This window comes from Propionivibrio sp., from assembly GCF_016790145.1.
Lineage (GTDB): Bacteria > Pseudomonadota > Gammaproteobacteria > Burkholderiales > Rhodocyclaceae > Propionivibrio.
In genome coordinates, this window is record NZ_JAEUOI010000176.1 from 63,181 (window position 1) to 76,474 (window position 13,294).

Sequence of the window (13,294 nt, forward strand, 5' to 3'; positions counted from 1 at the left end):
TCAGACTCCCTTCATGTTTTGTTGCTGTAAAAGCTCGGCAAATTCGTCGGCCGGCAGCGGAACGCTGAAATAATACCCCTGAACCTCGTCGCAGCCCTGAAGCCTGAGCATCTCAAGCTGTTCGGCATGCTCAACGCCCTCGGCAATAACGTCAAGACGCAGGCTGTGCCCGAGGCTGATGACGGCTGTGGCAATCGCCCAGTCGTCGGGGTCGCTCACGATATCGCGCACGAAGGACTGGTCGATCTTCAGCTTGTCGATGGGAAAACGCTTGAGATACGAAAGACTCGAATAGCCGGTACCAAAATCGTCAATGGCCAACTTGACTCCCATGGCCGACAGCCGACGCAGAATTTCGACCGTTTCGACGGCATTGCCCATGACGATGCCCTCGGTCAGCTCAAGTTCAAGGTATTCGGACGGCAACCTGGAATCGGCAAGTATCGAATGAACGCTTTCCTCCAGTTGGCCGCCACGAAACTGAACCGAGGAAATATTCACGGCAACGCTGATCGGCGGCAAGCCTGCAAGCTGCCAGGAACGGTTTTGCCGGCAGGCCTCGCGCAGCACCCACTCGCCGATGGGGACGATCAGACCGGAGATTTCCGCGACCGGGATGAACTTGCCCGGTGAAACCAGACCGAGCTGTGGATGCCGCCAGCGCACCAGCGCTTCGGCACCGATGATGCGGCCGCTCGCGACATTAATCTGTGGCTGGTAATGAAGAACGAACTCGCTGCGCTTGAGTCCCTGACGCAGACCATTTTCGAGTTCCAGCCTCTCCTGCGCGGCGACGTTCATTTCGCTGGCGAAGAACCGGAATGAGTTGCGCCCCGACTCCTTGGCCCGGTACATCGCCGTATCGGCATGCTTGAGCAGGGTCTCAAAATCGCCACCATCCTGCGGAAACAGGCTGATGCCCATTGAGGGCGTCACCCCGAGTTGATGCTGCTCGATCTGGTAGGGACGCGCCACCACCTCCAGTATCTTGCGCGCCACTTCGCTCGTGCCTTCAAGCGTCACTTCGCCAAGCAGCACGACAAACTCGTCGCCGCCCAGCCGGGCCACGGTATCCATTCGCCGCATACAGCCGAGCAGCCGTTGTGCCACCTCGCTCAGAAGTTGATCGCCAGCCGAGTGCCCGAGCGAATCGTTGATCGTCTTGAAATGGTCCAGATCGATAAACAACAGGGCAACGCGCTTGCCATCGCGCTCGGCGCTGACCAGCGCCTGCTCGGCACGGTCCTGCAACAGTCGGCGATTGGGCAGCCCGGTCAGTGGGTCGAAGTAGGCCAGTTGGCGAATATGCTCCTGCGCGGCGTGGCGCTCGGATATATCGGATTCGATACCGACATAGTTGAGCACTTCGCCCGCGGCGCCGCGATAGACGCTGATCGTCAGCCATGCCGGGTAGATTTCGCCGCTCTTGCGCCGGTTCCATATCTCGCCCTGCCAGCGCCCCTCGTCATTTAGGGTTTGTCGCATCGCCGCGAAGAACTCGGCCGGGTGGCGCCCCGAACCGATCAGGCTTGGGGTGTGGCCGATCACCTCAGCGGCGCTGTAGCCTGTCATTTCGAGGAATGCCGGGTTAACCGAGACGATGATCGAGTCGGCATTGGTAATCATGATCGATTCCTGGCTGCTTTCGAATACGCGCGCCGCCAGCCTCAGGTCGGCCTCGCTCTTCTTGCGTTGGCGGATATCGCGAAATACGCCCTGGATCAAGCGATGACCGTCGGCCGTTTCGATCACGTTGCTGCTGATCTCGACGTCAACGATGTCACCGTCGGCCGTGACAATCTTCATTTCGTCGGGACCACCGCCGCCAGCACGGATGTGCCTTGCGTAGGCCTCACCATAGGCGACAGACAGCTCGGGGGGGTGAAAGGCCGCCGTCGACATGCCGATCAGCTCTTCGCGCGGACGCAGGAAAAGGAGTTCGGCCTCGACGTTGGCATCGACAACCCGTCGGCTGTCGATGTCGGCGACCAGAATCGCCTCCTGCGCTCCTTCGAAAAGTGCGGCATAGCGCCTGGTCTTGTCCTTCAGCTTCTGCTCCGCCTGGCGCTGGGCGCTCAGGTCGGTCAGCGTGCCGACCGACGCCGGGCGACCGCCGATGGCCAACGGTCGGCCCATGACCATCAAGGGAAAGGTACTGCCATCCTTGCGCAAACCGGTCAGTTCATAGGGCGCGCTGACCTCACCGGCGGCGCGCCGCTGCATCTTGCCAATCAGGAGTTCATGCTGCTCGGGAATCACCACATCGGGCGGCCCGAGCTTGTCGACGAGTTCGTCCGCGCGGTAACCGAACATCTCGGCCAGCTTCTGATTGACATAACTGAATTTGTAGTCGTGCAGAATGAAAACGCCGACCTGGGCGGCATCCATCGTGGCCCGGTACTTCTCTTCGCTGTCGCGCAGCGCCCTTTCCTGCTCGCGGCGCTCCGTCACATCCACGGCGATGCCGCAGGCGCTGAGCGGCTGACCCGCCGCATCGGACAGCACAGTCATCGAATCGCTGAAGCAGACCAGCTTGCCGGCCGCATCGCGCACGCGGTATTCCAGGCAAAGCGAGCGCGCTTGCCCCGGCGCAGTCGCGCACAAGGTCTCGATCTCGCCGAAACAGCGCTCGCCATCCTCCGCAGTAAGCCGCTCGCGCAACAGGTGCAGGCCGCGCGCATGCAGTTCGGCCAGCGCAACGCCAAACAGGCTCGCCGCACGCGGGCTGATGAAATCGTATCCGCCGCGCACAAAATCGAGGCGGTAGGCGATATGCTCGCTGGCCGCAAGCAACTCGTCGAGCAGGGCAAGGCCGGCGTGCGAAGACAATTCGCCGCCCGCCACCTTCTTGCTGACTCGATCTGTCATTTGCCTCCCATGGTCAGCCTGGCGCCTATCCACCGCCAGGCTAACGGTCTTGGCGGCATTCGCTGCCCCTGCCGATGGAACTCGTCTCTTCAACAAAATACCGCTGCCTGATTCGTCACTGTTCTGGATTCCGGCTTGCGCCGGAATGACGGATACATTATACGTTTTGCGCTACCGCTTTCCAGGCCGCCAGCGTTTCAAAAGCAGGGAATTCGAAACCACCGATACCGAACTCATGGCCATGGCGGCGCCGGCAATGACCGGATTGAGCAGTCCCAGCGCCGCCAACGGAATCCCCAGAACATTGTAAATGAAGGCGAAGAACAGATTCTGCCGGATTTTGCCGAGCGTCGCCTGTGAAAGCAGGATGGCATCGGCGACGCCGTGCAGATCGCTGCGCACCAGGGTCACGTCGGCCACCTCGATGGCGGCATCGGAACCGGCGCCGATGGCGAAACTGACATCGGCGGCGGCCAGCGCCGGGGCGTCGTTGATGCCGTCGCCGACCATCGCCACCAGTTGACCATCGGCCTTGAGGGCGTTGACCGCCGCCGCCTTGTCGCCGGGCAGAATGCCGGCGCGATAATCGCCGATCCCGGCTTCGGCAGCAATCGCCGCCGCCGTCGCGGCGTTGTCGCCGGTCAGCATCACGACGTGGATTCCCATCGCCTTCAGTCGCGCCACGGCGGCGCGAGATGTTTCGCGCAGCGGGTCGGCAATCGCCAGCAGGGCCAGCGCATTGTCTTCATCAGCGAGGACGACCACTGTCTTGCCGGCGCCTTGCAGTGCGGCGATCTGCGCCAGCGGCAGCGCCAGCCCGGCAAACCAGTCGGGCGCACCGAGCCGCAGGCGTCGGGCGTCAACGCTACCTTCAACGCCTTTCCCTGGAATCGCCCGGAAATCGCTCAGCTTCGGCAATGTCTTCGTCATCGCCTGTGCCCGCTGCAGGATGGCGCGTGCCAGCGGATGCTCGGAGCCCTGCTCCAGCGCCGCCGCCAGAATCAGCGACTGCTCGGCATCCAGCGCCAGCGGCAGCAGATCAGTCACCCGCGCTTCGCCGCGCGTCAGCGTGCCGGTCTTGTCGAGCGCTAGCACGCCGATTTTTTCGGCATGCTCGAGCGCTTCGGCGTTTTTGACCAGAATCCCGGCGCCGGCGCCCTGCCCGGTCCCGACCATGATCGCCGTCGGTGTCGCCAGCCCGAGCGCACAGGGACAGGCGATGACCAGCACGGCGACGGCATTGATCAGCGCCTCGCTGAACACGCCGCCGAAAATCCACCAGCCGGCAAAGGTGAGCACGGCAATGCTGCAAACGACGGGAACAAAGATCGCCGAGATGCGATCGGCCATTCGCTGCACCGGCGCCTTCGAGCCCTGTGCCTCGGCGACCAGGCGGATGATGCCGGCGAGCAAGGTGTGTTCACCGACGCCGGTGGCACGGCAGCGCAGCATGCCCTCGCCGTTCGCCGTCGCCGCAAAGACACGCTCGCCGGCACGCTTGTCCACCGGCATGCTTTCACCGGTGAGCATCGCTTCATTGACGCTCGATGCGCCTTCGATCACTTCGCCGTCGACCGGCAGGCTCTCGCCCGGCCGCACGATGAAGATGTCGCCGGGAATCAGCAAGCGCGCATCGATTTCGACGAGTTGACCGTTGCGCTCGACGCGTGCCGTTTTCGGCTGCAGGCGAAGCAGCGCTTCGATGGCCACCGTCGTTTTGGCCTTGGCCCGCGCTTCGAGCAGCTTGCCGAGCAACACCAGGGTGATCACCGCCGCCGAGGCCTCGAAATACACCGGCAGGCTGTCGTTTGCACCCAGCGTGACGATCAGGCTGAAGAAGTAGGCCGCGCTGGTGCCGAGCGCCACCAGCACGTCCATGTTGGCACCGCCGCCGCGCAGGGACTTCCAGCCGCCCTCATAAAAGCGCGCGCCGATCCAGAATTGCACCGGCGTGGCCAGCCCAAGTTGCAGCCAGCGCGGCAGCAGATCCTGATGCGCATGCCCGCTCCAGCCGGCGCCGCTGAACATGGTCAGCATTTGCGCGACAAGCGGCAGCGTCAATGCGGCGGCAATCCAGAAGCGGCGCAGTTCAGCCTCATAGACGGCGAGCTTTCTGGCCTTGTCCTCGGCGCGCGAGTTGTCGTCGACCCGACGGGCGGTGAAGCCGGCCTTTTTGATGGTGGCGATCAGCAGCGCCGGATCGGCGACGCCGGGAACGTAACGGATGCGCGCGCGCTCGGCGGCCAGATTGACCGCCGCCTCGACCCCCGGCAAACGCTTGAGCACCTTCTCGATGCGCGCCGAGCATGCGGCACAGGTCATGCCTTCGATAGCCAGTTCGACGCTCTGCTGCGGAACGCCGAAACCGGCTTTCTCGATACTGGCCACCAGCTGCTCCGGCGAAGTCTCAGTCGACGACAACGCGATACGTGCCCGCTCGCTGGCCAGATTGACGCTGGCTTCGACGCCGGGCAGGCGATTGAGGACTTTCTCGATCCGCGCGGCGCAGGCCGCGCAAGTCATTCCGCTGAGCGGAAGATCGAGGCGGCGGAGGGGTTCTGAGAGTTTTGACGATACGGACATACCCGCATTATCCTCTACCCGTGAACGATCAACTGTGCGGATTCGAACAGACCCCACAGACCGAAGGCCAGAACCAGCAATCCGGCCGCCGTGCGCAACGCGCGATTGGCCGCATAGGCCTTGAGGCGGACGGCGAGCAGGCCGGCGAGCAGCAGGTTGGGCAGCGTACCCAGACCGAAGGCCAGCATCATCCCGGCGCCGTGCAGCGCGGAACCGCTGGTCATCGCCGTCACCAGCGCGCTATACACCAGGCCGCAGGGCAGCCAGCCCCACAACAGGCCGAGCGGAAAAGCCTGCGCCACGCTGCGCGCCGGCAGAAAGCGGCGGCTGAGCGGCTGCAAATGCCGCCACAGCCGCTGCCCCAGGCGTTCGCTGAAGGCCAGCGCGCGGTTGACACCCATCAGATAGAGACCGAGCGCCACCAGCATCAGATTGGCCAGCACGAAGAGGATGATGCGCACCGGCAACTGACCGGAGAGAACGAGACTCGCGCCACCCAGGGCACCGGCGATGGCGCCGGCCAGCGCATAGCTGATAATGCGCCCGGCGTTGTATGCCAGATGCAGCGAGGGTCGCGAAGCGGCACCCATGGAAAGCGCGCCGACGATGCCGCCGCACATTCCGATGCAGTGCGTTCCGCCGAGCAGACCGATCAGGAACAGGGCGAGATAACTGGATTCAGGCATGGGGCAGCAGGCGGAGAACTGGAAGCGGTGAGTTTAACTTACTTGCCACTCGCGCCTGCTGACGGACTCGATGCAAGAAAGACTGAATTCCGGCCGGCCGGGAAAGCCGGCAAACAGGCCGTCGTGCCCTTGCACCTGGCCGGGAGGCAAGCTGGATGCGGTGTTGCGGTGGACAGACTGCATGACAAACGATACAGTTGTGTTGGCACCATGGGTTACGGAGCACACTGGTCTTTTCCGGTATTTTTCTCCGGAAACTGGGGCGCTGTCAGCGACTTGGGATGCGCGGCAAGCGAAGACCGTTTTAGGCGCCACTAAATTTGACTAAGCCGATGATTGAATTCAGTTTGATTCAATGGATTGTAGTTTTATACGTCCTATTTGACGGGATGTTTTGCGTCATGACGGAAAACTTTCCGTCAAATAGGTGGCAGACTTTACGTTAGGTTGCTTATGTCCCCCTTCCAGCCTGCACTGCTTGCGTTAGCCGCTTTGACTATATCTTCGCTTGCCTTCGCAGTTGGACCAGACTTCACGGGCAATTGGACCATTGACCTTCGCTCACCTGCGGAACGCAAGCGCAATGTCGAATGTGGGAACGCGGCGTTTGTTCTTCAGCAAGCTGGAGACAGAATTACCGGCGACCATACAATGGCAACTGTCGGTTGCGGCCGCCAAAACGAGGGCGGCGAAGGTACGGTGAAAGGCGTCATTGTTGGCACGACGGCTGTACTCGTCGTTACAAGCGGTCGCAACGGAGCAATTGCCATGGGTACCGCAAAACTAAAGAATGGTTTTCTGCACTGGCACTTGCTTGAAGAAATTAAAGCCGGGGAACCCGAAGGCGATTCACCGCTAATTCTCGGGCGCGGAGTGCTGGCGAGGTAAAGCCAGTAAATTCCCATGTGCATAAACCAGCAATCTAACCCGGCGGTCGAGAGGGACGGCCTGCAAGCTGCGCTTGCAGGTGCCCTCCGCGCTTCGCGCTCCGGCCGCCCCTCACCTCTACGTTAGCCCGCACAGAACACCCATGACCCCTCGCTACCAAGTATTTCTCAGTTCGACGTTCCGCGATCTTCAAGTGGAGCGGCAAGCTGCCCTGGAGGGCATCCTCGAACTCGGGCACTTCCCAGCTGGGATGGAGGCCTTTCCGGCCACGGATGCAACCCCGTGGGAGCTAATCCGTAAGTAATAGGGGACTAAAGTAATAGGGGACAGACCACGGTTTTATTTGCGTTCGTTTAATTTGACTTAATGAACCGTGGTCTGTCCCCTATTGTTTTGTCCCCTATTGTTTGCGCTATTGTTTGCGGACTCTCACCGTGCTGTTTACGCGCCTTCACGGGCGCACTCATTCCGGCAAAAGCCGGAATGACGATGGTCTATTTGAACAAAATTACCCTGCGCGTCGCCGGTGGACGATGCTCAGGGAGCCAGCCGTTCCCTCAGCCAGTGGCTATCCGCCTGCAAGCGATAGGCAATGCGGTCGTGCAGGCGCGACGAGCGGCCCTGCCAGAATTCCCAGTAGTCCGGCAGCAGGCGGTAGCCGCCCCAGTGCGCCGGTCGGGGTGGGTTGAGGCCGAACTTGATTCCGTATTCGACCGCGCGGGCCACGATAATGCTGCGCCCGGCAATCACCTCGCTCTGCGGCGACGCCCAGGCACCGATGCGATGGTTCAGCGGTCGGGTTTCGAAGTAGGCATCCGACTCCTCCTCCGACACTTTTTCAGCCCGCCCTTCGATGCGTACCACCCGTTCCAGTTCTACCCAGTGAAACTGCAATGTGGCAAAGGGATTGGCCGCCAGTTCGCGCCCCTTGCGGCTGGTGTAATTAGAAAACCAGACAATGCCGCGCGCGTCGCAGCCCTTGATCAGCACCGGCCGCGTCGACGGGCGGCCGTTCTCGCCGACCGTCGCCAGCGTCATCGCATTTGGCTCCGGGATACCCCGTTCGATGGCATACGCCAGCCAGGCCTGGAACTGCAGCAGGGGTTCACTGGCGGTTTCCTGCTCGTCCAGCGAGCCTTGCCGATAATCCTTGCGCAGATCGGCAAGGGGGGTGTTGTCGCTCATGGCAAATCTCCGGAAGGCACTTTCATAAAACGGGGTGAGGTGGCGAATTCAACACCCTTTTTGATAGGTGCCGATCAACTGCGCCTGCGCAATAATGTGCCTCTGCATCGCCTGCTCCAGTGTTTTCTTGTTTGGCGTTTGCAGGTCGGGCAACTCCACATCGAGAGCGTAGAGCTTATGGAAGTAGCGGTGCCGGCCTATCGGAGGACAGGGCCCGCCGTAACCAATGCGCTTCCAGTCGTTCAGTCCATCCCGCGTGCCGGCGGGCAGCGACTGCACGCCCTCGGCCAACCCGCCGCTGCTGGCAGGCAGGTTGTACAGCAGCCAATGAACCCAGGTCATGCGTGGCGCAGCCGGATCGGGAGCATCGGGATCGTCGACGATCAGGACCAGGCTCTTTGCCCCGGCAGGAACGCCACTCCAGGCCAGTGGCGGAGAAACGTCCCGGCCCTCGCAGGTATGAACCTTCGGGATCGAGCCCTGGTGATCGAAGGCACTTGAAGTGATGGTCATGTCCATGATTTTTTCTCCAGCTAGAACGTAGATCGGCAAACAAAATGTCAATTGCGCAAGGTTACACCTTGTGCGGCCTCACCAAAACCTGTTCTATCACGGCAAATTTGTTCTGAAGTAATTGATGCAGCCCGATGAAGCCAGAAACTGATCAGATTAACGAATCTGGATCCCGGCGTGCGCCGGGATGACGGTCTATATTTAGTCCGTCATTCCGGCGCACCCCAGGGGTATTTCCTTCGGGGCAAAAGCCGGAATCCAGTATTCTGCGTGAATGAAACAACCCTGCGTTTACCTGCTGGCCAGCCGCAGAAACGGTACGCTTTATACCGGCGTCACATCCAACCTGATCCAGAGGGTTTGGCAACACAGGAACAATCTCGTGGATGGGTTCACCAAAAAGTACGGCGTACACACCCTGGTCTGGTTTGAAGCACACGAGACGATGCCATCGGCCATCGAGCGTGAGAAAGCCATCAAGGAATGGCGCAGGGCCTGGAAAATTGAACTCATCGAATCGGTGAATCCGCAGTGGCGCGATTTTTTCGAGGATATTGTCTGATACTTTGGGCTGGATCCCGGCGTGCGCCGGGATGACGATCAACTTACCCCCGCAGTGTTCGCCTAAGCAAACATCACAATTCATACCGACATTCCGGCGCACCCCAGGGGTATTTCCTTCGGGGCAAAAGCCGGAATCCAGTATTCTGCGTGGATGAAACAGCCCTGCGGTTACCTGCTGACCAGCCGCAGAAACGGTACGCTCTATCCCTGCAGACCAAATGCCCGCCATACTTCGCCTTGCGGCCAATTTGTCGCGCTCAACCCAGGTTATCCGGATAATCGTCACCAATGCCATCATCGCTTTCCCCACGCGCCGAACGCTTTTTCCTGCTTACCCTGGCGGGTATCCAGTTCAGTCATATTCTCGACTTCATGATCATCATGCCGCTCGGCCCGATCCTGATGCGCGCATTCGGGATCGGGACTCACGAATTCGGCTTGCTGGTGGCCTCTTACAGCTTCAGCGCCGCTCTCTCCGGCCTGTTCGCCGCTACCTTCGTTGACCTCTTCGAACGCAAGCGTCTGTTGCTGATCAGCTTCTCCCTGTTTGCCGTTGCGACCCTGGCCTGTGGTCTGGCGCCCAACTACCTGACGCTGATGCTTGCGCGCGGACTGGCCGGGGCCTTCGGCGGCGTGATGGGGGCGATGGTGCAGACGATGATCGGCGATGCCATCCCCTATGCGCGGCGCGCCAAGGCCACAGGCGTAGTATCGACCGCGTTTTCGATCTCGACCGTGGCCGGGGTTCCCCTGTCGTTGTGGCTGGCCAATCTGCTCAACTGGCGCGCGCCGTTTATCCTGATTGGCATTCTGAGCCTGCTCTTCATCCTCGTCGGCCTGCGCATCCTGCCCGAACTGCGGAGTCACCTGAACAAGGAACAGCGTTCTCACCTGCTGTCGGCGACCTTCGAAGTCCTGGGCGACACCAATCACCTGCGCGCGCTGTTGTACTCGGCGCTGATCATCTTCTCCGGCTTCACAGTCATCCCCTACATCACCGTGTATGCGGTCAATAACATCGAGATTTCCCAGCACGACATCCCCATCGTCTACCTCGTCGGCGGTGCGGCGACGCTCTTCTCCGCGCCGTTCATCGGGCATACGGCCGACAAGTACGGCAAGGTCGAGATCTATCGCCTGGTGGCGATTGCCGCGATGATTCCCCTGCTGGTAGTGACCCATGTCAGCACCGTGCCGCTGTGGCTGTGGGTCGTCTGCACGACGAGCTTCTTTGTGCTGGTATCGGGGCGCATGATCCCGGCCATGGCCATCATTGCCTCGGCCGCGCAGCCCAATCTGCGCGGAACCTTCATGACCCTTAACGGAACCGTTCAGTCGCTGGCCATGGGGCTGGCGACAAGCCTGGCGGGCTTCATCATCACCCTCGACGATACAGGCAGGATGGTCGGCTACTCTAAGGTGGGCTATGTGGCCATCGCGGCCAACCTCCTGGCCATCGGGATCGTCTCGCGCATCGTCATGCATGACCGGGCCCCGCAGGCCAGGTGACATCCCAGTCCGTGGCTCGAGGCCAGGCTTCGCGCTCATCCAGGCGCACCCCAAGAGTGTTTCCTTCGGGGCAAAAGCCGGAATCCAGTACCTACCTCTGCTATCCATTAAAACGATCAGATCAACGAACTGGACCCCGGCTTCCGCCGGGGTGACGAGCGTGGAAATCAGGCAGTAATGATTTCTTCAAAGATTCTCAGTTGTTCTTTGCGCCCTGCTCTACCCATTTTTTCAGAACGTCGATCTTCTCTTTGGGGATCGACTCCTTTCCATGCGGCATCTTGATCGAAGGATCGGCACGACCCTCGACCAGCATGATCAGGACACTGCTCAGGCTGTCGCCGGGCTTGATGATGCTGCCGAATTTGGTGCCTTTCATCAGGCTGTCATAGCTGGTCATGAGCAGACCGCTGGCCTCGGTCCCCTTGCCGCCTTCGGCATGGCACTCCAGGCAGTACTGCTTGAGGATCGGCTGCACGTCGGCCTTGTAGCTGACTTCCCTTGGCCCGCACGCGGCAAGCATCAATGTGCCGGTAACCAGAACACCACCCCGCAATAATCCGTTTTTCATGTTGTCTTCCCCTTCCGTCGTTTCAGATTGATCAGCGATTTGATCTGCGCACCGCGGCAAGCCCAGGGTGTGCAGACCAGCACTATGAACTATAGGCCGCAAAACCGTTTTTTGCACGCCGGGAACTATCTCAACGCAAGCAACTCCGAGTCGGCATTGACTCAGCCTGGAAGAACCAGCCGCACGGCACCGTCGCCAGGCAAGACAGGAGCGATAATGTGTTCGAGTCGATGCCAGTAAAAAAGGGCGCTACCGCCCCAGCCATTCCTGCATCCGCCGCCAATGCGATCCCTCCCAGAAGACGCGCTTGCAGACATCGCAGGTCGAGAAACGCTCGTGGCCGGCTCGTACCGAGGGAGGCAATCGTTCGAGCACGGCCGCCTTGTCGATGACCCGCAAGGGAGCATTGCAAACCAGGCACAGGCTGAGCGGGCGGGCGCTGCGCGCCAGATCCAGGCGGTCCATGATTTCCAGAAATTGCTGCGCCGGCTTCAGGTGATGGACATAACAGCCGTGCGTAATGCTGCGCTGTTTGAGCAGTTCGCGGTCGCGCGTGAGCACGATGCGGCCTTCGCATACGGCGATATCCGCTATCTCGCGGTCCTGGTAGTGATTGTCGTAGAGCGTATCGAAACCGGCCATGCGCAGCCGGCGGGCAAGCGCGCCGAGATGGGCGTCTGCAATGAATTTCGGGTTCCGCAGTGGCTGCTCGCGAACGCGCAGCAGAGGCGTGATATCGAAGGCTTCGAACTTAGGATAGACCGCGACACGCTCGCCTTCGCGCAGCCGGCGATCAAAGCCGACCGACTCGCCATTCACCAGAATCAGCTCGACTTCGGTGTGAGGAACGCCCAGCGCTTCAATCATGTGCTTGCTCGTCGCGTTCTCGGCGCAAGCCACGCTGAATTCCCGCTGTCGTCGCCCGGCTGGCAGAAAGTCGTTCAATTCCTCATAGAAACGAAATGTCGCCGTCACCATTGCACTTGCCTCTTGCATCCCGTACATATCTACCGGAATGGCCTACCCATGGGTTAGATCGATCGTTTGCGAAAGCTCCGCATGTTCCTTTCGCCAGCCGCTACCGGCAACCATGAAGGATAAAGAAATGGACGGACAGGCGCCATGGTGAAGAGAACCGATTGCGTAATCAATGTTCCGGAGGTCTTATCGAATTTCGACCACGGCCTCACCGGCGTCCAACATGTCGCGCAGCTCTGGCAGTCGATTATCGACCAATAATGTCATGCAGAAATCAGGATGGCATGGTCCGTTTCGGCTGTGGCATATTCGAGCGCCGCCAGAATGTCGTCTTCCTCAAGCATCGGGTAATCTTCAAGAATTTCCTGATGGGAAGCACCTGCACTAAGTAACCCCAAATTATCCGTGACGCGAATGCGCATGCCGCGAATGCACGGCCGCCCGCCACATTTACCGGGTTCGATAGTGATTCGATCAAACAGACGAGATTTCATGATTCTTCCAAACGAAGCAGAAACGCTTCTACAAGTATGTCGTTTGAACACCCGATTGGCAACCGTGCTTCCCGTCACTCCGTGCTTCCCGTCACTCCCGAAACTCCAAAAACTCCCGTCATTCCGGGCTTGACCCGGAATCCAGTTCGTTAATCAAATATGCACAAATCCGGATTCCGCCCTTTCCCACAAAGGAAACACGGTTGCCAGCACCCGGAATGACCGCAAAGCCAGGCCCCAAACCACGCCCCACCCCGGATATGCACATACCCCACCCTGCCGGCTTTACCCCCTTCTCCCCGCGGGAGAAGGGCCGGGGATGAGGGCACGCAATTCCGGCCACACCTTCACCCGTATTTTGTATGATGAGAATCAATCAACCGGACAAACAAGCCCCATGGTCACGATAGCCTCGATCCTTGGAATAACAGCAGACCACAAGGAAATGCTGCGCG

12 protein-coding genes are annotated in these 13,294 nt (G+C 60.4%); 4 read left to right on the forward strand and 8 right to left on the reverse strand.

Annotation, left to right across the window (positions count from 1 at the left end; genetic code table 11):
- The 3 genes from JNM42_RS14805 to JNM42_RS14815 all read right to left on the reverse strand — a co-directional run bounded on the left by JNM42_RS14805 (position 1) and on the right by JNM42_RS14815 (position 6,137).
- A complete protein-coding gene (locus JNM42_RS14805; RefSeq protein ID WP_294271711.1) occupies positions 1–2,868 on the reverse strand; it encodes an EAL domain-containing protein in 2,868 nt (955 codons plus the stop codon).
- 171 nt (positions 2,869–3,039) lie between these two features.
- Positions 3,040–5,451 (reverse strand): heavy metal translocating P-type ATPase, encoded by a 2,412-nt coding sequence (locus JNM42_RS14810; protein WP_294271714.1) that lies wholly within the window; start codon positions 5,449–5,451, stop codon positions 3,040–3,042.
- 14 nt (positions 5,452–5,465) lie between these two features.
- Positions 5,466–6,137: a sulfite exporter TauE/SafE family protein gene (locus JNM42_RS14815; RefSeq protein ID WP_294271716.1), complete on the reverse strand. Its 672-nt coding sequence runs from the start codon at positions 6,135–6,137 to the stop codon at positions 5,466–5,468.
- A gap of 453 nt (positions 6,138–6,590) precedes the next feature.
- On the opposite strand from JNM42_RS14815, the gene JNM42_RS14820 reads away from it, so the two are divergent.
- Both JNM42_RS14820 and JNM42_RS19510 read left to right on the forward strand, forming a co-directional pair.
- Positions 6,591–7,025, forward strand: coding sequence for a hypothetical protein (locus tag JNM42_RS14820; protein WP_294271719.1), 435 nt, complete (start codon positions 6,591–6,593; stop codon positions 7,023–7,025).
- A gap of 142 nt (positions 7,026–7,167) precedes the next feature.
- Complete coding sequence (locus JNM42_RS19510) at positions 7,168–7,329, forward strand: DUF4062 domain-containing protein (protein ID WP_366504460.1); 162 nt, start codon at positions 7,168–7,170, stop codon at positions 7,327–7,329.
- Positions 7,330–7,562: 233 nt separating this feature from the next.
- Here the strand turns inward: JNM42_RS19510 and pdxH are convergent, their stop codons facing one another.
- Positions 7,563–8,210 (reverse strand): pyridoxamine 5'-phosphate oxidase, encoded by a 648-nt coding sequence (gene pdxH, locus JNM42_RS14825; protein ID WP_294271723.1) that lies wholly within the window; start codon positions 8,208–8,210, stop codon positions 7,563–7,565.
- 48 nt (positions 8,211–8,258) lie between these two features.
- Complete coding sequence (locus JNM42_RS14830) at positions 8,259–8,729, reverse strand: YbhB/YbcL family Raf kinase inhibitor-like protein (protein ID WP_294271726.1); 471 nt, start codon at positions 8,727–8,729, stop codon at positions 8,259–8,261.
- A 268-nt stretch (positions 8,730–8,997) separates the two neighbouring features.
- Here JNM42_RS14830 and JNM42_RS14835 point away from each other — a divergent pair, with 268 nt between their 5' ends.
- Both JNM42_RS14835 and JNM42_RS14840 read left to right on the forward strand, forming a co-directional pair.
- Entirely contained in the window at positions 8,998–9,285 is a 288-nt protein-coding gene (locus JNM42_RS14835; RefSeq protein ID WP_294271729.1) for a GIY-YIG nuclease family protein, read from the forward strand.
- 290 nt (positions 9,286–9,575) lie between these two features.
- Positions 9,576–10,796, forward strand: coding sequence for an MFS transporter (locus JNM42_RS14840; RefSeq protein WP_294271732.1), 1,221 nt, complete (start codon positions 9,576–9,578; stop codon positions 10,794–10,796).
- A gap of 196 nt (positions 10,797–10,992) precedes the next feature.
- Here JNM42_RS14840 and JNM42_RS14845 read toward each other — a convergent pair whose 3' ends face one another.
- The 3 genes from JNM42_RS14845 to JNM42_RS14855 all read right to left on the reverse strand — a co-directional run bounded on the left by JNM42_RS14845 (position 10,993) and on the right by JNM42_RS14855 (position 12,839).
- On the reverse strand, positions 10,993–11,367 hold the full coding sequence (locus tag JNM42_RS14845) for a c-type cytochrome domain-containing protein (RefSeq protein WP_294271735.1): 375 nt from the start codon (positions 11,365–11,367) through the stop codon (positions 10,993–10,995).
- A 249-nt stretch (positions 11,368–11,616) separates the two neighbouring features.
- Positions 11,617–12,345 (reverse strand): Mut7-C RNAse domain-containing protein, encoded by a 729-nt coding sequence (locus JNM42_RS14850; protein ID WP_294271738.1) that lies wholly within the window; start codon positions 12,343–12,345, stop codon positions 11,617–11,619.
- A gap of 263 nt (positions 12,346–12,608) precedes the next feature.
- Entirely contained in the window at positions 12,609–12,839 is a 231-nt protein-coding gene (locus JNM42_RS14855; protein ID WP_294271741.1) for a DUF433 domain-containing protein, read from the reverse strand.
- Positions 12,840–13,294: the final 455 nt, after the last annotated feature.

Coding starts and splice junctions, on each gene's coding strand:
- JNM42_RS14810 (WP_294271714.1), bottom strand. CDS start 5,451: ATGTCCGTATCGTCAAAACTCTCAGAACCCCTCCGCCGCCTCGATCTT.
- JNM42_RS14815 (WP_294271716.1), bottom strand. CDS start 6,137: ATGCCTGAATCCAGTTATCTCGCCCTGTTCCTGATCGGTCTGCTCGGC.
- JNM42_RS14805 (WP_294271711.1), bottom strand. CDS start 2,868: ATGACAGATCGAGTCAGCAAGAAGGTGGCGGGCGGCGAATTGTCTTCG.
- JNM42_RS14840 (WP_294271732.1), top strand. CDS start 9,576: ATGCCATCATCGCTTTCCCCACGCGCCGAACGCTTTTTCCTGCTTACC.
- JNM42_RS14845 (WP_294271735.1), bottom strand. CDS start 11,367: ATGAAAAACGGATTATTGCGGGGTGGTGTTCTGGTTACCGGCACATTG.
- JNM42_RS14850 (WP_294271738.1), bottom strand. CDS start 12,345: ATGGTGACGGCGACATTTCGTTTCTATGAGGAATTGAACGACTTTCTG.
- pdxH (WP_294271723.1), bottom strand. CDS start 8,210: ATGAGCGACAACACCCCCCTTGCCGATCTGCGCAAGGATTATCGGCAA.
- JNM42_RS14855 (WP_294271741.1), bottom strand. CDS start 12,839: ATGAAATCTCGTCTGTTTGATCGAATCACTATCGAACCCGGTAAATGT.
- JNM42_RS19510 (WP_366504460.1), top strand. CDS start 7,168: ATGACCCCTCGCTACCAAGTATTTCTCAGTTCGACGTTCCGCGATCTT.
- JNM42_RS14830 (WP_294271726.1), bottom strand. CDS start 8,729: ATGGACATGACCATCACTTCAAGTGCCTTCGATCACCAGGGCTCGATC.
- JNM42_RS14835 (WP_294271729.1), top strand. CDS start 8,998: ATGAAACAACCCTGCGTTTACCTGCTGGCCAGCCGCAGAAACGGTACG.
- JNM42_RS14820 (WP_294271719.1), top strand. CDS start 6,591: ATGTCCCCCTTCCAGCCTGCACTGCTTGCGTTAGCCGCTTTGACTATA.